This is a genomic window from Stieleria varia (assembly GCF_038443385.1).
GTDB classification, from domain to species: domain Bacteria; phylum Planctomycetota; class Planctomycetia; order Pirellulales; family Pirellulaceae; genus Stieleria; species Stieleria varia.
Map to the genome: position 1 here is coordinate 2,818,657 of NZ_CP151726.1, position 20,871 is coordinate 2,839,527.

General features: G+C 56.4%; 2 protein-coding genes. Both read right to left on the reverse strand.

What is annotated here, in order from left to right; translation table 11 throughout:
- Positions 1 to 54 precede the first annotated feature (54 nt).
- The gene (locus Pla52nx_RS09515; protein ID WP_146519179.1) at positions 55 to 18,870 is read right to left on the reverse strand and encodes a tandem-95 repeat protein; all 18,816 of its coding nucleotides are present in this window, start codon (positions 18,868 to 18,870) and stop codon (positions 55 to 57) included.
- 551 nt (positions 18,871 to 19,421) lie between these two features.
- Positions 19,422 to 20,540 (reverse strand): 3-oxoacyl-ACP synthase III, encoded by a 1,119-nt coding sequence (locus Pla52nx_RS09520; protein WP_146519178.1) that lies wholly within the window; start codon positions 20,538 to 20,540, stop codon positions 19,422 to 19,424.
- Positions 20,541 to 20,871: the final 331 nt, after the last annotated feature.

Sequence of the window (20,871 nt, forward strand, 5' to 3'; positions counted from 1 at the left end):
GGAATCCGAGAGTCGGTTTCGGCAACGGAAAATAATTCGTCGTCAGGTGGGGAATCAAAACGGGTAGGGTCCTAACACGGACATTTCGTCCATCAAATCGGTCAAGGCTTCATCGACACTCTCGTCATCGACGGCACCTGTATCATTTTGCAACGTTTCGGCAACCGAATTCGCCGGGGCGACGTTGATCTCCAGCCCTGCAGTCAGTAACGCATCACGACCATCGTTGAACACAATCAACTCGTCGTCCGGCGAGTCCTGCTCAAAAATACTCTCAACGTTGCGAGCGGGGACAAACGCGTTGGAGGGGCTGGCGATCGCGGTCGTCGTTGCCATCAATAGCGACGCAGTGACTTGTTCGCCCTCACGTCCGCCCTGACCGTTTCGCTTCGCCAGTTCGTTGATGACATCCAACGCATCTTGAGCCGAAACAAATCCGTTGCCGTTGGTGTCATAGAAGTCCGGCGGCGGGGTCGTCAGCGTGCTGACCGGTACATTCCTGGATCCTTCGCGACCAAGCAGGTTGATGATTCGCAGAGCATCCAGAGCCGTGATGAAGCCGTCTGCGTTGACGTCCTGACGCAAGTTATCGATGGGGTTTTGATAACGCGACTGAGTCAACGTGAAGCTAACAACGACCTCAGAACCTACCAATCCGGTGCTGTCCACCGGTCGGTACCGGAATGTATCCACATCACCGACATCACCGTCCACATTGGTGTACACAAAGGTGCCGTCAGCTTGCAGATCCAGCGTACCAAGTGTCGGACCAGAGCCAGGGATCAGCTCGACCGTGATGGAATCGCCATCCGGGTCCACTTCATTCTGTAACAGGCCGTTCGCCGGGTTCAAAATCTGCAGTGTCGAACCGATCGGAATCGAATACGAGTCGCCCAACGCGACCGGTGCATCGGGCACGGGCGTGAATGTCACCGTGAAGGTGTGCGTCACGGTAAAGAGGCTGTCCGATGCCGCTATCTCGATTTCAACCGTGCCGAATTGGTTCGCCTTTGGAGTGACGAACAACGTGTTGCCGACCGTGGTCACCGACTGCAAAAGCGGATGCAACGCAATCTGAGCGTTGATCTGTTGAGTGCTGCCGCTCAAGACCGTGCTATCGATCCTCGCAACTCGGTAGTTCAGCTGAGTTCGGTCTGGATCAAAGAACACGGCTCCCAGATCCGTCGTGATCACCTGGTCTTCAGTCCCGGTCAAAACCGTGGGGGCACCAGGTCTGACCGATGGAGCATCCTCTTCGTTCTCCACCGTCACCGAAATGACTTGCTGCGTCATCAGACCTGTGCTGTCAGTTGCCGTGACGATCAAGTTGACGTCGCCGAAGGCAAAGGGCTGACGAGTCAGAGACAACGTTTCCTGAGCCAATGCGACCTGCAGGATGCTGGGGTCACTGGATGTAACAGTGAACGTCATCGCATCGTTTTCAGGATCGATGAACCAAGTTGTCAGGTCGTACTGTGTTTGCTCTGGGTCTTGCTTGCTTTCCTGGAATACCAGAGTGTCGACAGGATCATTCGGATTGCCGTTGACTTTCATTCCATTGACGCCATCGAATATCGGAGCGTCGTTGGTTCCACCCACGTTAAAGAACACTTGGCCCGTCGACGTTGCACCTTCGCTGTCCTGAACGACATAGGTAAAGCTATCCGGTCCGCTGTACAAGCCCGGTGGGCGGTAGACGAGCGCTCCGTTCTCCAGACTGACCGAACCACCTCGGAATGTTGTCGCGGGAAACTGGACTCCCGGTTGGAACAGGCTGATCGTCTGTCCCGCATTGACCTCATCCGGCGGCCCGGGCAAATCATTGCTCAGGATCGCTGACTGGATGACGTTGCCTTGACCATCAGTGATGTCCGTCAAAATCGGGAACGTCAACGGCATGTTTTCAAACGCCGAATAGCTGTCACTCAATGTGATCGGAGGATCGTTGACCGCATTGACCGTGATCGAAACCGTTCCTCGCTTGTCAGCAACCTCCGAAATCTGACCCACAGGCGGTACGTCGGCCACGGTGTAGTTGAACACATCGGGCTGATCGCCGTTGAAGTTCGCGGGCGGTGTGTACCGAATGAGTTCCAACTGAACATCAACCGGCTCGACGCCAAAGACCAGCCTGTCGCCCGCGCCAGCGATTTCAACGCGATAGCCAGCGTTGGTCAGTACGTTGTTGAGCGAAGCAGTGACTTCCGCCGCCGTATCGGCCGCCGTGAAAGGTACACGCAGGTTGAAATTGCTCGTCAAGGCAGCGTTGGAGTCGAACTCCACTCGAACTTCACCATCGGGCGTCGTCAGCAGGACGGTTTCACCATCCGCAACCGAGATCCCTGCCCCAACGGTGATTCCCAGAGGAGTGATCGCGACCGTTTGTACCGGTGAAACCACTTCCGCCGTAATGACATCGTAGAAGACAAGGCGATCAGCATCTCCAGCCACATTCAAATTATTCGGAACTCGTACACGGACTCCGCGGGCGTCCAACAGTGCTTTCGCGCTGGCTGCGATGGTTTCCGCAGTATCGGCAGTCGTAAAGGGAACTACGACATCCGAATCGCCTGCCGAGTTGCCATCGGAATCAAACTCCAACTTGATCACTCCCGTTGCCGTTCGCAGCAGTACCGATTCACCATCCTGCAACGTGTTGCCGGCGGGAACACGCACCGTCAGACCAGCCACAACGGTTGGAGCAAGGCTCTCAGTTTCAAGACTGGTGATACCACGGAAAATGATTTTGTCAGCAGCGACTACGCCACCTGCATCAAAGACTCCGAGTTCTTGACCCAATCTCGCCGCGATGGTTTCAGCCGTATCAGCGGTTGTGAATGGGACGACGACGTCAGCGGCAGTGCTTGGATTCCCGGAGATCGAGAACTCCACCACCAGCTCTTCGCCGTCGATTCCCGTCACCACGATCACTTGACCATCCATCAAGGTCGCGCCACTGGGCACGGTTAGCGTTCGATCCGAATAAGAGAAATTGGAGGCCCGGACCAGCTCCAAGAAGCCGCCCTGATCGGTCCGGAAGGGACCACGAATGTCGCTGCCGCCGGATTCGAAAATCAGCGGCTGGCCAACTTCGTTGCTCGGCCCCGGAACGTATCCTTGATCCAAGATCAATTCTTGCGCCGTAAAGATCTGCACGATGTCTTCGTCAATCGTGCGAGTCGTGATCACATCCTGTTGACTGGTCAGAGGCTTGTCGTTGGCAGGCGTGATATTGACCGTCACCGTAATAGGGCGTGAGTTGACCAACTCCGTCAACGGATTCGCCGGATTGGTATCCGTCACACGGATCGAGAATGTCACCGGGCCGTTCAAATCCTGAACAGAGTCAAACGTGAACGTTCCGTCGACGGCAACATTCAAATCCGCAAGGATGTTTCCTGCCGCGTCACGAATGAACTGTTGCCCAACATCGCCACTGAAGACGCGAACAGATTGCCCGTCTGGATCGGTAACGCCAGCCAGCAAGCCGTCATCATTGGTGGTCAATGGGGTCAAGTTTCCTTGGACATCCAAAACGTTCAGTACCCGGTCTTCCTCGACCGTGTATGACCGAATGGCGTTCCCGTCGTTCAACGTTGGCGGACGACCAGGCACGGTCAACAGGGCATAGTCTTCGACTTCACCACTGAGCGCCAAACCGGTCGGAGCCAATCCGCCTGATTCCGAAATCCGGAATCGAGCATAGGTCGTGGTGGTCTGCAATGGCTCAGGGGTGGACTCTGGCACGAACGTGTAAAACGTCACCGGGTTGGAACTGTTGTTGCTCGTCAGAACAACTTCCGTGCTCGCCGATGCGCGATCGGCAACGCGGTCCGAACCTGATGGATAGAACAATATGGCTTCACCTGGATCGTCCCAGTCACCGTCTGCGTTGTAGTCGATCCAGCCTTGCAAAACGCCGTTGCCTGTGACCGTGATCGGCAGGGTCAGTGCTTTGTTAAGCAGTCCGTTCGGATTGACATCGCTGACGAAGCTGACTCCGTCCTCGTCGTCACTCGAAATGATCACTGTATCGCCGAAGATGGTGACATCTGCCGGAGCGAGCGGACTTTCATTGATCGCAGCAACAATCGCCGCGGCGACGGCATCGATCGTGATTGGATCGCTGGGGTTGGCCAAGAAATCTTGGGGTCGGATCGCGAAATTGTCTTCGTCGAAACGGCCATTGAGGTCCAGCTCCAACGTCGCCTGCGTGGCACCAAGATCGACCGTGACCGTGTCACCGTCGGTCAACAATGGCACGTTCAGATTTCGTGCGATTCGAATCGTGGCACGCCCATCGACGACGGGATCCAGTCGGGCATCGAACGATGCACCTGTTCCACTGATATCGATGGTGACATCGTCACCCTTGGCGCCGACGGATGCCAATGCATTGGACTCACCGTCAATCGTGGCCCCAAGCCGTGCGGTGCCGCCCACCACGTGCCGAGCACCATTGTCTTCCAATAGCGTCGGATAACGTCCCGGAACGCCACCTACCGGATCAGGTGCGTCACCATAATCCAAGCTGACGGTCGGCATCAGAATCGTGAACTGAGTCGTCGCATCCTCACGGTTCGCTTCCAAGGCATTGCCCTGATCGTCGCGAATTGCCGGGAGGAAGAAGTTACTGACGGGACCGTTGAAGATGGCTCCGTTCTCAACAAACAGAGTCGATCCACCTCGATCACGAGCCGTTAAAGTGCTGACCGGGAAATCACTTCCCTCGTTGACTCGACCGATCGCCGCAAGCAACGCTCGTTTCACTTCTGTGGTGGTGAACGAAGGTGAAATCCGAACCGGGATCGCACCGCCAGGCACTCCACTGACCAACAAGGTCGGCGCCTGAGTCACATTGACAGCCGTACCAGGCAAATCGTTCAGTGCAACAACACCTGTCGGCACCCCGAGATCATCCAGTTCCGCTACGGGACTCAAAACCAAACCGTTGAGATTATTTCGGATGGCTGCCGCCAAACTGACCGCGACGTCGCCCGTCGTGCTGCCGGGTTGGAATGGAACTGGGACGTTCCCCTGATTCACTCCACCGCCACCGGCAACGGAATCAAATTCAAAATTCACAACAACGTTGCCTTGGCGAATCGTCAAGATCTCCTGATCGAACACGATACCACGTTCCGTCGTCAGCAGCACGGATGTGCTGGTGACCCGGTCCGACGCAATTCGCCCGAGCGATAGATCGCCGTTTCCGAGATACGTTGCCGTGATTCCTAACGGAGCAGCGTTGATCGCGGTTTCAATTGCCGTGGACAAAGTGTCCACATCATCGAACTGGTTGAACGGGATTGCCGTCGCACCCGGAGTGAAAACGACGCCATTGCTGTCGAATTCAAATACAAAGGGGTTTCCACCGGCATCGGTGATGGTCAATTGCTCACCATCGTTCAGACCACCGCCACCCACCAACGGCACCTTCAGCAACAACGGCCCAAACACTTCAACGGTCGTCGGTCCGGTGACATCGGGCGAACCGACCACATCGATCGAGCTGCCGATCACGGCCAATCCGAGTCCTTGTTGACCCCCGACCGTCAAGATTCCGCCGGAGGCAGTTTGCACTTCGTTGGGATCAATGCCGGCAATCGACCGGCTGCGAATCGCACCCTGTGTCAACAACGCCAACTCGTCAGCGGTGGTCGCCCGGTTAAAGTTGATCGCAATGTTCGATGCGGCAACGCCGTCGTCCATGGTGCCGCCGTTGACGTCCGGCTCATCCGTTCGATTCAACTCAAAAATCACTTGAGCAGAACCATCTGCCGGAGTGAACTGAATCGCGTCACCGTCAGCCGGCGTGCGGCTCAAACCAACGATCGACAGCGGGCCTGGTGCAGCAGTCGCACTGCCGTTGACCGGCAACGCCAAGTAAACCGAAGTGCCTTCGATCGTCGGTGAGAGTCCGAGCGGCGATTGAGCAATTGCGGTTTGGATCGCCCTGGCGACTTCGTCCGCCGTCAGGAACTGTCCAGGAATCTGTTGAGCGATATCGATCCCGATGTTCCCGAGGGCGGGAAGATTGCGATCTACGATTTCAAATGTCGCGGCCCGAGTACCGTTGTCCAGCACAAATGTCTGCCCGGCGACCACGCCACCGACTCCGGCACCTGCTGCTGGAACAGAGATCGCTAGCGACTGGACATCTTGCAGCAATCCGCTGGTGACCGTGTCGACGGTTGCACCGCGCTCGCTGCCCAAGATCACCGTAGCACCATCGACTCGAACATCCAGGTCCAGTCGTCCAGCTTGGACTTCGCCATCAATGGCGTCAGCAATGTTCTGGGCAATCTGATTCAGGAAAGGAGCCAAGTCGGCATCGTCGATCGGGGTGTTCCCGGCAGGCAATCGCACTTCAACGCTGTCGGGCAACTTGGCCGTATCACTGTTGAATTCAAAGACTACCGGTGAACCCGAACCGTCGTTGACTTGGAAGATACCTCCGTCAATCAAACCACCCTGATTCGTTCCCACTTGAGGCACCGTCAGCGTCAACGGATCCGGGAACCGCAATTGGAACCCAGACTCGAATTCGAACACCACGCGGCCACCGGCCGAATCGGTGATCTCCAATTGATCCCCGTCGATCACTTCGCGGGCATCGGGAGCAATCAGCACGGTCCGGTCGGCGTTGTTGAGTTCAATGCGATATGCGCGATCGCTTTGCCAAATCCCCGCCAGCGGAGTCAATGTGATGATGTTCTTGGTTTCATCGTAGCTGAATGTGTAATCGATTCCCTCAGTCAGCAGTTGGTCATCTTCAAACACGGTGACGTTGGCACCTGCGGCTCGCAACCCAGGGATCTCCGGCACCACGACCGTATTGTCGTTGATGGAGTTTCCGAGGAAGGGGTCCGACGCATCACCGTTGTCTCGAAGTTGAATTCGGAATTCGTCATAGACGCCACCGGACAGATTGATGACGCTGACGGTCGGGTCCGAGTCAATGCCTTCCGCATCATTGTCACGAGGCACTTCCGCGACCGCCACCGGACCGACGAAGTCGGCAAGTTCTGTGGAGCCCCGGTCACGGAACACGATGCCACCGATTCCCAAGTTGGGGAAGTCTGGATTGTCCGCACGTAACACGCCGTTGACGTCGCGAATGGGTGCCAAAATGTTGCTGACCGGAATCCCAACACTTTGCTTCAGGTTCGCAAACGCGTCCCGTTCGTTCAGCGAATTGACGGCGCTATCAATCACTCCCGAACCGGGTGCCGGTAAGAAGCTGTCGCCTTGTGGATTGACCAACACAACGGCGTTATTCAGTGCCGTTTGATTGAAGTCGTCGGCGCCACCATTGATGTTGCTCGGCTCGTTGTTCCCGGTCGTGATTCCTGCTCCCACTTGAACAGCGATTCGTGTCGGCAGCGGTTCATCGTGCTGGAACGTGTTACCCACGACCACCACTTCCATCGGTTTGACGTGGTTGTCAAAACCAGGTGCCCCGGCGTTAAACCCACCGTTGTAGGTTTCCTCGACGACCACGCTTTCGTGCAAATTCAAGAACACGTTGTTCAGCAGCGCTGGGCTGGCACCGCCAGCAACCATCACACCGGTCTCATTGATCAATTGATCGGTGTCTCGTCCCGCAACCGGGTCCAAAGTCAACGGACCGGCAAGGATCTCAATCTTCGCCGCATTCTCGACGAAGACATATTGCTCCGTGGTTCCATTTCCACCGGAGGTCAATCGGTCGTGACCAAAACCTCGCTGAAAGTCGGTTGGTCCGTTGGTGGCCGACGATGGTCGGTGAACCATCCGAATGGGCAGTCCGGTACGCGTCAGGTTGTTCAAGCCGGCGTTATCGCCGTCGATGCCGCCCAAAGCTTGTGCGCGGACGCGCGTGATCGGACCAGAGATTCCTCCAGGACCATTGAGACTCTCGTGATTCGCCAATGGTGTGTTGGTAACGCCTTGGACGACGGCCAAGTTGATGCCGCCAGAGATTTCCCGCATGATGTCGGGAAGGTGATCGTTATCGTTGAGAGTGATGAATAGATCTGCAATGTTATTTCCATTGGCGTCAACCGTCGGAGCGGCATTGCCGGACAAGATTTCATACGTGATGTAGTTGAAACCGTTGTTCACCAACGCATTGGGGCCAAAATCTGGAATCTGAGTCACTCGGAAAATCGAACCCGAAACGTCAGTTCCTCTCGCCCCTGTTGCGTTCCCAGTCTCGACACCGATCACATGGGTTCGCGGCGCATAGGCCTCCATGGAGATCGTGTAGTCACCCGTGCCCACTGTGACATCCGTTCGTCCCGACAAAGCGTTCGGATCGTAGTCCGAATTGCCGACCGAACTGACGGCAACGTAGTAGCTGCCCTTTGCCAGAGCGGTGAAGTCGATGAAGGGGTCACGCGTGTTGACCGCGTCCACAATCGTTTCATTGAATGCTGAGAACGCTGGATCCAAATAGTTCGGTGCGGTGGCTTGGTCACTGAGCGTGACCAACGTCCCATTGGCGTCGAGGAACTCCTGCAACACACCTTGTTCGTTGTAAATCCGCACCACCGTGTCGGCACCTTCGACGATCCCGTTAGCTGGGTCCGCGTCCAAGGTATCAATGTCGACAATCAATCGATCCCCGAGCCCCAATTCAACGCGGTAGAAATCAACGTCGGCCCCCATGCCAAGCGGCCCAGCGTTGTCGCCGATCTGAGCGTTGGCAACGTAAGGTCCACGATGGCTTGGGCCAACATTCGTATCGATCGCCGTTGCGATCAAATCATCTGAATCGGTTCCCGTCGCGGGTGGCAATTCTGGGAACAAGCTCTCACGTCCATCTGATCCATAGATCGTGTTGTTGACGATTCTCGCAAATGGCTGCGGTGCTTCGTACACAGGGACCTGCGTGATTCGCGAGATACCTGACGACCTCAGCGGGGTGTAGTAAATTTGGCTCGCACCCTGGATGTAGACCGCCGTATCGGGCGAACCCATCCAGCCTTGCCCCAAGAACGCCAAGCCATTGTCCCGTTGATACATCGACGGACCGACGCTCACATCCACCAACTCAACCAGCCCGTTCGTGACGAGAATACTGCCCTGAATTGCTTGCGCGATTGCCGTGGACAGTTCGTGTGAACTCGATTCAAACGCCCGACCGTTGTAGACGGTTGCTGTGAACTCACGGTAGTAGATCGGAACATTGCCGTCAGCAACACCATTACCACCAGGCGTATTGGTACCGCCGAACGCAGGTCCGGCACCGTTGATTTCCTCAAACTCGAATACCACCCGAGTTCCACCGGCATCAATCGTCAGCAATGCTCCGTCGTCCATCAACGTATTGACAAGGTCTTCGGTATCGATCTCCCAAGGTGCTGTCTCGCCATCAACCTTGATTCCCGCGTAGCCAGCTTGATCGATCGTGTTGTTGGAAATCACGACTCCAGGAGTCAATCCACCCAGAACCGAGTCGTTCAGGGTCGGCAGATTTCGCACGCCGCCCGGGTACGTGTTGCCGACCGGAGGCAATTCCAAGAATGGGTTCGGCGTTCCAGAGTTCACATTGATCGGGTCAAAGAAACCCGTTTGCAAATATCGCTGATCTTCGGGATCCGTGTCTCGCACGCCGGGCTCGGACCAAATACCGATCCCACGAACGTCGCTGATCGTGTTGGCATCGATGAAAATTTGCCCCTGCGTTCGTTCATAGTTCAGGTCACCCATGCCGTTGTGCAAAACCGCTGGCATCAACAAATGACCGTCTGCATCGACCGAGAGTGGCAAACTCGTGTCAGGTGCTCCACCCAATGAATCGATCGAGAGGAACGTGCCCCGAGCGCTGCCGCTGAGCGCCAAGCGTCCGTCGGTCAACGTGCCCGTGTCATTTCCCGACGACGATGCGGCCTCAATCGCAATCGACGTCTGCTGGGTCAGTGCGGTACGAATTGCTTGAGCAATTTGAGCCGGCGTATCTGTCGCACTGAACAAGACCGCTGTGTTGCCGAATCCGACTGATCCGGGGGTCGTTGTGAATTCGAACACTTGGTTCGACGCACCGTCACCCAACACGAATGTGTCACCGTCGCTGAGCTGGCTGCCAGCAGGCGCATACAAGGTAACACTTTGGCTGTGGCGATCATTGGTGTCGTAATCGTCATTGAGCTGCAACCCGCCAAAAACAGATGGCGTCGCATACTCGGTTCCCGGACGCATTTCCAATTGGTACTCACCGGTGCCGCCCGACGCAAAACCGACAAACCGATCTTCATCACCTCGCGTGTTGAATACCGTTTCACCACGCTCTGCAAAACCGACGATGAAATCGTCCAACATCAAACCAATTTCCGTACTGGCCAATTGAGCCGATGGATTGTACGTGAACTCAAATCGAATCCCCGTGTGACCGGCAAAGGCTGACAAGTCCGTGCGGATTTGGTTCCATATGTCGTTGGAAATCAGTTGACCCGACAGCGAAATGCCTGTCATGTCTTGGTCGCTAAAGATTCTCGCCGAGACGGTGTCTCCGATCACCGGGTCGTACCGATAATTGAAATACGAGGTCGGCAAATCACTCGCTGCATAACCGACCAGGTCAAACGGCTGGCTGGTCAGCGTGCCAGTCGCAAAATTGTTGAGCCGATCAAATTGCAATACCGAATTCGCCGAGGCGCTCGGAGGCAACAATTGATTCTCGATCGACACGTGCAGGTCATAGTCGGCCGTCAGCATCGTGGTCGTCGGATTTCCAACCACCGGGAACCCGTTGTTCAAATCAAACGTCGCGCTAGTGTGCAACACACCAACCGCGTAGGTCCCGGCGGCCAGTATCTGATCAAAGAATGGATCGTCGACGCTTGAGCTACCTAGACGACCATCGCTGACATTGGAGTTGTTGAATCGGGAACTGCCGACACCTGCTCCCAAGAACTGCCATCCCAACCCACCTGGATCTTGACGAATCACCACGAGGTCAGTGTCCGCGGCATTGAAGTCGGGATTGAACGGCGTTGAGTCGTCATCGTTGTCCAGGCCCTGCAATCCATTTTGCGCTCCATCGACATCCAGGATCACTCGCGAACCGTCTTCGCTCACGACAATCTCATAGAAGTCGGCGCAGTCGATACACCCGGTTCCCGGCAAGTCACGCAGTGTTCCCTGAATGGTCACGTGCGGAATCGTGGTGGACGTGTTCTCAGAAATGAATGCACCCGAGAGTGGATCGAAAGCGAATCGCCCACCGATCGCGCTGTCATCGTTTACCGAATAGTCCAGCAAACTCAAATCAGCGTTCACCGTCAGGCCGAACGTCTCCGGGGCATCACCGAATGCAACGGCCGTTTCCGAAAATCTGCCGGTCGCGGCAAAGGCTACGGTGCTGGAACCGTCAAAGTGGATCGGTTGACCATGGCCTGGAAGTCCATCCAAAGCGGTTGTGAAACCCGCTGCAGCGATGTCAGCCGGTGCAAACAGGTCCGAAATCTGTGGTCCATTCGCAGTACCGAACGGAGCGTTATCAATACGGTCTTCAACGATTCGCCGCACCGAGTTGACCGGCTCGCGGCGTACCTCCGCACGGCTTAGTTCAAGCGGTTCCAAGCCATCTGCCGTGACCGCAACATAGTACGTTCCCTCGGGCAATGTGACCGGCCCGATCAACGGGTCTCCGGTCGCAATCGAACCACGCAGCAGTTTTTCCAACTCATTGTTTTCACCGTTGGGGCTGGTCTGGTCATCGAAGATATTGCTCGCGGAACCAAACAGCACCAATCGCGGTTGCAGCGTCTCGTTGAACTCTCCATCTGGATCGTAGAACACGCTGATGTTCGTATCCGGGCGGTTGAATCCGTCGGCATAGTCGATGTCAAAGACAGTCGATCGAGTCGCCCCGTTGATGCCGGCAAAATCAACCGTGAACTGATAGAAGTCGATGTCGCCGAATCCATCCAAGCTGCCTCCGACGCTGATCACATCAGCTCGGTTTCCTGTCAGATTGCCCAAGTTCTGCGGTCGCTGCCCAGGCGGTGTGGTGTCTGCCACACGTACGATCGGGCTGTCCAATCGGTCGTTGCTGGCGGCTTGTCCCGCCGTCGCTTCGTTCTCCTGAGCTTCACCCAAGAACGGTGAACTGCCCAACAACCCGCTGACGTGAACACCATGGTTGGCATAGCGAATGTCGCTGTACCGAACCACACTGCCGGGGAACTCTTGATTTTCAGTCAGTCGAACTTGGAAACGATAGCCGCCGCGTGTCAGGCCACCTGCAGCGTCATCCGGATTGACCGATCCGCTGCGGACGCGAAAGAAGTACGTGCCTCGGGAATTGGGATCCGCATTGTTGCCGGTCAGAACAAAGTGAATGCCGGCATCGCGCACGTTCGTCGTACCAAAGTCCTCGTACAAACCGCCGACGCCAAATTCACTGAACTCGGTTGCCCGCGCTTGCAGCGATGTCGTCACACCGTCAAGTCTCGGGTCAAAAACGTCAACGGTCGATCCGTTCGCTACTTCCACGCTGCTGTTGTCACTACGCGCGAGAACTTGGCCGTTCTCATCGAGCAGCTCAATCACAGTGTCCAATCCGAACGATGTCTGATCGATGTCCACCCAGACTTCCGTTCCCGGTTTACCGGTGAAGCTATAGGTATCGACATCGGTCGGTCCCGAAAGGAATCCTTCCACCTCGAATCCCAGACGCAAGACTTCGTCGCTGGCACTCAAATTACTTGCCAACGCACCCAAGAACTGTGCGTTCTCCACATCACCGTTGAGTCCCGGAGCGACTTCCGTGGACAACTCAAACTCTGGAATCACTGCAACGTTGCGATCAACGCTGTATTGATCCAAGTAAACACTTCGCCAATCGTTGGGCGATGGACGCGAACTGATGCCGTCACCGTTGTTGTCGGTGAACTGGGAGCCATCGGGCTTCAAACCAGCGCCAACGGTGTCGTCCAAGAAACTCGTCAACACCACCGGAGCACCCGGTTGGCCAAGAATCGAAATGGAACCTCCGATACGATCGATCGCATCGTCAGGCGTGCCCGTTGCGGTGAACCCGGTACCAATGGTCGAGCTGTTCGGTGTGCCTGACCCAATCAACTTGACAACCAAGCTCTCGTCGGGACGGCTTCGCAGTTTCAGCCCACCGGACGAATGGAAATTGCCGACTTCGATCGTATCGAACAGCAAGTGAACGATGTCGGTGTCGTCCCATACACTTTCCGTTGTCAAAATACCGCCACGAACTTCCATCCCCGTGATCTGATTCAGACCCGGCAAGTCGTTGTCTTCATAGCGGTTGAATCGGACCAACGGACCAAAGTTGTCGTCAAGTTCAGCGAATCGATCGATTGACCCGGTCTGACGCCCCGTGTCCACGCGGCGTTCTGCGGTCAACGAGTCGCTGTCGATATCGATGTTCGAACCGTCGTTGTCGACAAAGGTGTTGCCGACGATGATCGGCTGAGCGCCGCGAACAAAGATCGTTGATGGGGCAGCAGCCAATCGACCGAATCGACCCGACGGTCCGGCGCCGTCTTGCCCACTATCATTGAACTCAAAGCGGCTGTTGGTGATGCGTCCCAATGCTTGCTGCAACTGCAACGGAACGAATCCGTAGGTCTCTCCGCCTTCGATCAAACTGATTCCGCCGGCAAACGACACCACGGAATGATCCAAACTGATTGTCGACGTGGGACCAGCGTAAATGCCCGCCCAATCACCTGCGGACCCTTCACGGGCCGCACCATCGACGAAGTTATTGTTGGTATCGAACGTGCCACCGGCACCGTAGTTGTCGTCCTGGATGCTGGTGAAGATGACCGGATTGCTGGTCAATCCCTCCGCCAGCATGACCGTTCCCGGTTCCAGCTCGATACGAGAACCGCTGAGCTTCATCACAAGCCCTGGGTCGACGATCAGCGACGCATCCAGACGACCGCGAGTCCCCTGACGCGTCAAATCCAAAACGCCGTCCGAAATCGTGCCGTCATCAATGAATCCTGCAGATGACGCATCCAGGTCAGCCACCAAACGGTACACCGGGTTGGGACCTGCGTCGGCGCGATAAAGACGTCGTGAGACGTATTGGCCGCCAAGTTCCACCAATGGCAAACCGGTCATCTCGATCGTCGAATTGGCATTGGCGACCGTGAAGGAAAAACTCGTCGCAGGCTGGTTAGGAACGTTGTCCGGAGTCGCCAACGACTCGAAACCGTCTTTGTCGACAAATGTCAACTTGTACGTGTAGGTGCCTGGCTGGAACGTTCCCCCAGACAGTTCGCGGGCGGAAACCAGCCCCAGCGAGGGCGCGAACGAATCGGTGATGGTTCCCCCGGACTGGCCGGCGACCACGAGATTTTCGGGCAAGTAGTGAACGACTCCAATGTCGTCAAAACGCCCAGCGACGGTCAACTTCTTGGGGGTCTCGGTCGATGTGGTCGAGATCCGAATGAAAAGTCCGTTGACCGAGTTTTCCAGGAACAGGTTGTTGCTGATATCGGGTCCGACGCGGTCGTAATCCGCAGTGAAGGCGCCCGCCTGTTGGAAACGAGGTGACTGGTACGACGTTTCTTCGAAACTGTCCGGAGATGCACTGATGGCTGCGTCCGCACTTTGAGTGATCTCATTGAAAGTCAACGTGGGACGCATGTTGATGATTTGGATCGGGTTGACCAACTGCTGGACCGAATCGATCAACACATTGCTGCTACCGCCATACCGAATTTCGGCATGATTGATGCGTTGCAAAAAGATCCCTTCGTCTTCCAGATCGCGGCGTCCCTCGAACTGATCCAACTCTCGTCGATAAATGATGCCGCCCCAATCGCCGGCGGCAGCATTGTTGCCGGTGCCCGCAGCGGCAGTATCAGCAACTCGATCCCGGATGCTGGTGATGATCACACTGCCATCGTCGTAGCTTGCAATCGTATTGTCGGCGTTGCCGACCAGTGTCGTTTCGACCGGCTGATTTGAATGGCTCAGTCCGACCAACCGCGGCGTTCCCAAGATTTGCAACGCGCCGCCACTGCGGTCCACTTGCAACGTGCTGCTACCGACCATGATGTACGAGCCACGCAATTTGAGGATCGCGCCGGCGTCGATCATCGTGGTCACGCCCTTGGGCACTTCCATCACACGACCGTCTTCCAACGTCTGTCCGCCGACGTCGGCAAATCCGATCTTGTAGCTAAAGTTGTCTTCTTGAGTGGTGAGATCGCCGTCCAAACCACCGTTGCCGACGATGCGAACGATGTCGCCGTCCAACGTACTGTTGAACGCGCTGGCCACCGTCGTGCTGGCAATGTTGTTGAACGGTCTTGCCAAACTGCCGTCCGCATTCGGTCCGGCCGTTTTGTCGACAAAGATGTTACGTCCGATGGCGGTTGCACCACGCCAATCGGCGGACAGTTCAATGCTCCGTTCGCCCGTGAAAATCAAACCCGTCAGCGAACGTGAAACGACAACGCCCGTCTCTCCGGACCGACTGTTGATCGCAGCCTGCAATGCGGCAGCAATATTGCCCGCCGGTGTCGGGAATCCGAGCGTCCCGTCGCTGTAGAAAACCGGTACGGTCCCTGCGGTCGGTGTCCCGCCGTCGGGCACCAATTCGTAGGTCCGAATGATCGGGTTTCCAGCAACATCTGTTCCCGCAACCACCTCCAACTTCTGGCCCGGCGTGATCGCTTCGCCATTGTCGGTGAAATTCAAGATTCGATTCAGAGGCCTGGTCTGGAACCAGAAATTGTGCTCCCCGCCGGGAACCCCATCTCCATCGCCATCCAGTCGAGTCCCGGGCAAATCCTGACGCCCGCTATCCAAATCTCGAATCACATCGACTTCGTCGACCTGTGGTTCGAACTTGATTTGCAGTCCGTACTTTCCTTGCGTCCGGCCACCGAATCCGCTTTGCGTCAAGGTCGGGTCGTAGGTGTCGTTGCCACTGGCGGCAACGCCCACGTAATAGACACCTTCGCCAAGCGTCGCGACGATCCGAGAGTCTTCGCTGAAATAATCGTCATTGCGGCTGATCATTTCCAAGCCACCGCCTCGGAAAATGATCGGCTGAGGCTGGGTCGCTCCACTGATATTGGTCGCACCGTTGCCGAAGGTCACCGCGGCCCGCATGATCGAACTGGCAAACGGGTCGGCGTTGATTGCGTCCACAACATCTTGCGCGGGGACACTCGTGATCGTTCCTGAAATCCGCGGGATATCGATCAACAACGCATTGGCGATCGGATCGCCGTTGGCATCGAAGACACGATTGATACGAATCGCGTTGTCACCGGCAACCCGATCGGACTGCAGGAAATCAATGCGAGTGTTGTTTCCAAGTGCTCCCTTCAGCAAAGAGGTGAACCGCAACGCCAAGTCGGGGCCGGTCTCAAAATCCGTCTCGGCAAAGGCAGACTTTTCCTGAAACAACGTCAACGTCGTGTCCAGCGAACTGGCGTCGGGCAAACGCTCGGCAAACGTTTCTGCCGTAAACGTCCCCACACGGTCGACGTCCTGCAGGTTGACCTCGAATCGATAAAGGTCGACATCCAAACTGTCGGGGCGATGCAAGTACTGGCCGTGCAGAACATCGTGATTGCCTGGGAAGACCGGCTCCAGGCCCGTCAACTGATCGATACCGGCATTCAAGAACCCGCCGTTCAACGCCATTACCGTCTGCGCAGGCAAATCCTGGGCTTGTTCCAACCCGAGCAAGAACCCGATCCCTGCAACCGCCTTGCGAGTGAAGTCCTCACCGTATGCAGTGCCGAAGTCGGTCTGATTGCTGAACACAATCGCAGACTCTGTGAATGTCGGGTCGATCCGCACCGTCGCATTGAGCTGCGGGATGCTGGCGCGTGTGGTGCCCGGCATGAACTGCAGCGTCGCGGTATCCCCGACTGCGAACGTGATTCCCAGATCCTCCGTTTCGCGGAACTGAACGCCGATCTCGCTTGCCCACAAATCCAATGCTTCACGAATTCTCAATCGCTGGCGTTGAGTGATTTGATTCAGGAAGGAATTCGGACCCGACGTGTCGAAAATGCTTTGGAAATTGTAGGGGATCTCCGTCACGCCGTTGACCGAATCGGCACCGAAATCGACGTTGACGTGCTGCAGCAAACCGCCGATGCCTTCGGGCAACTCTCGGTGTCCAGGGTCGTCGTTTCCACCAGGCAATTCGATCGCGAACGGCTGCGGATCGATCGACTCGGTCAAGATCAAACTCGTGATCGCTTCATCACGTCCAAAGATGCCGATGTCCAGCGATGTCGTCAGAGTGTCGCCGGCGGCTTGCAGCACCAAACCGGTCGAACCGATGACCGACTGCGGCAACGGCAGGTTTCCGCCTGCTCGGCGAACACCATTGAGTTCCCAATCGATTTCGATCAACGCATCGACAGCCGCGTTGGCAAGAATCGCAGACTCCAGATCGATGACTTCCGGTGCCGTGCCGCCGAAGTCAAACACGATCGCACCACTGATATCCACCCGCGCGGTGACGCCGCCTGCGGAGGAATCTTCAAATCGAATCACGCGCCCAGAGCTATTCTCGCCAATCTGTTTTTCGGCAAAGCGGACTTGTAAACCCGCTTGTTGGAAATCGGTGACCGCAGTGGCGCGTACCGCAAACGGTTCCGGCTCCAGAATGATCTCCATTTGATTGTTCTGGATCGGCGTGACTCCGTCGCCCACCGCCGTTCCGATGCGCAATCGCCACGTACCGCCTTCCAATGGGACGCCGGGCAAATTGTTGATGTCGTCGGCAAAGATCAATCGTGCCGTGTGCGTCGCCGCATCGTAGACGACTTCCTCAGGATCAAACAGCAAGTCGTCCGTCGTCCGCACCGTCTCTTGGGTGAAAAAGAGCTGATAGAAACGAGGATTCTCAGCCGAACGAAGCGTCGGGTTTCCCTTGATCACAAAGGTGCTGTTCGCCCCCGGTGGGACGAAGACCGCATTGGAGTTGCCTGCAGTCACGGACGCTTGAAAATTCGTCAGCGAATTGATCGCCGTGGCGACTTGACCAATCGTCCCCGTCGCTGGACGCGTCACGGTAATCGCGTTGGCCGCCGCATCCAGTACCGCGACGGTGTTGGTGCCGGCTGCTCCGGTTTGGAATAAGACCTTGGTGTTTGTAAACGAAGGTGCTGTCAAACTCGCCGTCACCGTGATCTGGCCATTGGGGACCGTCAGCACACCGCCCGCCGAATCGTCCTCGACAAACAGCGGATCCTCATTGAAATAAACCACCACCTCATTGCGGTTCTGGGACAGCGAACCGTCCTCGTTTCGAATCACCGGTTGTGGAACGACCGATTCGACCAAAGCCCCCAACGCCAACTTGAAATTGATCACCTCGCTGCGACGCCCCGCTTGACGCGGCATCAACAACTCGCCGCCTGTGTTACGCAGTCCAACGATGCCCAGACCGGTGTCGTCAAATCCGAACACTTCCAGTCGGTAGTTGTCGTCAGGCAACGCGTCGGAGAATCGAATCTCGACCTCATTCTGCTTGACGTCATTGACCACGATCAGACCCGGCTCAATCACCACGTCGTCGTCGGCCGCCGATCCGAATACTCCGTCCGGTCCGCTTCTGGTGATCCGAATCGCGTCCAACGATGCCTGCGAGATGATCTGGTCCTCGTCAAATCGCAACGTCAAAACACGCGGCGCGACATCGCGCACACTGCCGTCGATAATCAGATCGCCTTCGTTGGGCTGCACCCCAATCAATTGCGGACCGGCCAACAGTTGGCGACTTTCCAAAGACTCCAGCAAATGCCGACGACGCTTCTTACGACTGGAATCACTCTTACGGGCGCGAGGGACGCTTGTGGGATGAGTCGGTTGCAGATTAGCCGATTGCGTCGTGCTCTTTCGCTTACGCGAGGTCATAGACCGAACCTTCAAGGCGGTGTCCGACCACTGACAATTCCTTGTCGACGTGATCGGACCGGTGAAATGGATGTGTTCTTAGGTCCAGCATTTGCATCCTGGGAAAAGATGCAGACTGGATAATTTAAGGAGGACCAAATGTGACGAGCTGTATTCCAGACGCCCGGTTGGGACCCTGAACGTTCGGATACAGTCGACGAGTATAGTTAGGGGCAAAAAACCCGCAAACAACTTGATCTGCAGAGGACGCAATGCCCTTGCCAATCCGAGTTGCAAGCACCAGTTGTAACGGGCATGACGATGGTGGACAGATCGGCAGTCCTCCCTCACAGGAGAGGAGGACAGACCACCCCATCAGCCGGTACACCCTTTGACGTGGTCGTTTGACGGCAATTTTCCCCGAAAGTTCCCTAGATTCCGCAAAGACGTACAGCAAGGGATTCGTTGGTAAATTCCCCCATTTGCCGCCCGCAAGCCCAATCTCAGCACTGACAGAACCCGACAACAAGCAAGTCACCCCTAAATCGGGCCGCCAAGCACTACGCGTCGCGTCAATCGCAAGCGTTTTCGACGTTGAGAGCGGAAGATGGAACGATTTCGTCGACATTGCCGACGACGAGGGTCCTCCCCCATGTAGCGGATAGCATCACGCTGTTGATCCCCGAACCGATCCCCAACATCGCCACTCGCTGGTCACACATCAGCTCGCCAGCGGCGGCCGCCCGTGCAACCGTCAGCGGCAGCGCTACCGAACCGGTGTTGCCCAATTGTGGGTACGAAACGCTGTCCCGATCCTCCGGCAAACCCATCGCAGCAAGCATTGCCGAGCGATGGCGTACCCCCACCTGGTGACAAATGGACCGGTCAATCTCCGGTCGCTGCCAGCCCGATTCCCGGATCAATTTTTCGAATCCCGCGACCCCGGTCGCGATCCCTTCGGCCATCAATTTCTCTGAATCCGTGTCCATCAAAGGCTGCATCCCGGCGCCCGCCGAGTCACTGTCACTGACGCACAAGTCATGAAAACGGGTGTTGGCTTCCGCGATCGCGGCATTCAGTGACGTCGCCGCGGGAGCGAGATCCCGATGGGTCAACAGCCACGCGCACGATCCCGAACCAATGGTCAGCGAGGCAAAGGCCCCTTTGACATTTCGGCGTGTGATCGACGGATCGGTATTGAGTGAGTGAATCGTTGACTCCAGCAGCGGACGGCTGTTCTCCGTGCCCACGACCACGCCCGCGCGAATCACACCGGCTTGGATCAAACTCGCAATCTGCACCGCACCGTTGATCAACCCCAAACAAGCGTTGGAGACGTCGTACACCCAACAGTCCTGCGAAAGCCCCGCGCCGTGGTGCACACGAGAGGCCGTCGCAGGCTCCAAGAAATCCCGACACACGCTGGCGTGAATCAAGCATCCGATCTCACGACGTTGTATCCCCAACGCATCGATCGCGCGGTCGACACAACGAATGCTCGGACCGCTGGGCACCGTCCCCGGTTGCCAAACGCGTCGCTCTGCAATCCCGCTCATCAATTCCAAACGCCCCTCGGGCAATTTCAATCGTTGATACAGCGGCTGCAAGCGACGTTCGATCTCATCGCTAGACCAAGTCTCTGCGGGCAACTCCGCACCGATGGCGGCCAAGACTACGTTTTCAAATCTCAATGCACTGACCTCGGTCGCAGAAATTCGAGACAGAATAAAACTGTCCCTGCTCAACGGACGGCATAAAATGGTGAACCAGCGGGTTGCGACGCCTGATTATCCTGATTTTCAAGCGATTCGCGTTTGGTCGCCGCGTTTGGTCGCCGCGTTTGGTCGCCGGACGGCAAGTCGTCGTTATTTCGTACGCATCATATCCAACGCATCACGCTTGCGTAACCGCGTTCTCGCGACTCATCTCGCGTGCTTGCTATCAAAAAAAGCTCCTTGCTATCACTGCCTGTCGTAGACATCGGGTCGATCATCACAATCTGTAGAATTCATTTGGAATTCA

Bases quoted from the DNA above. Each gene is read 5' to 3' on its own strand.
- Pla52nx_RS09515 (WP_146519179.1), bottom strand. From the start codon at position 18,870: ATGACCTCGCGTAAGCGAAAGAGCACGACGCAATCGGCTAATCTGCAA.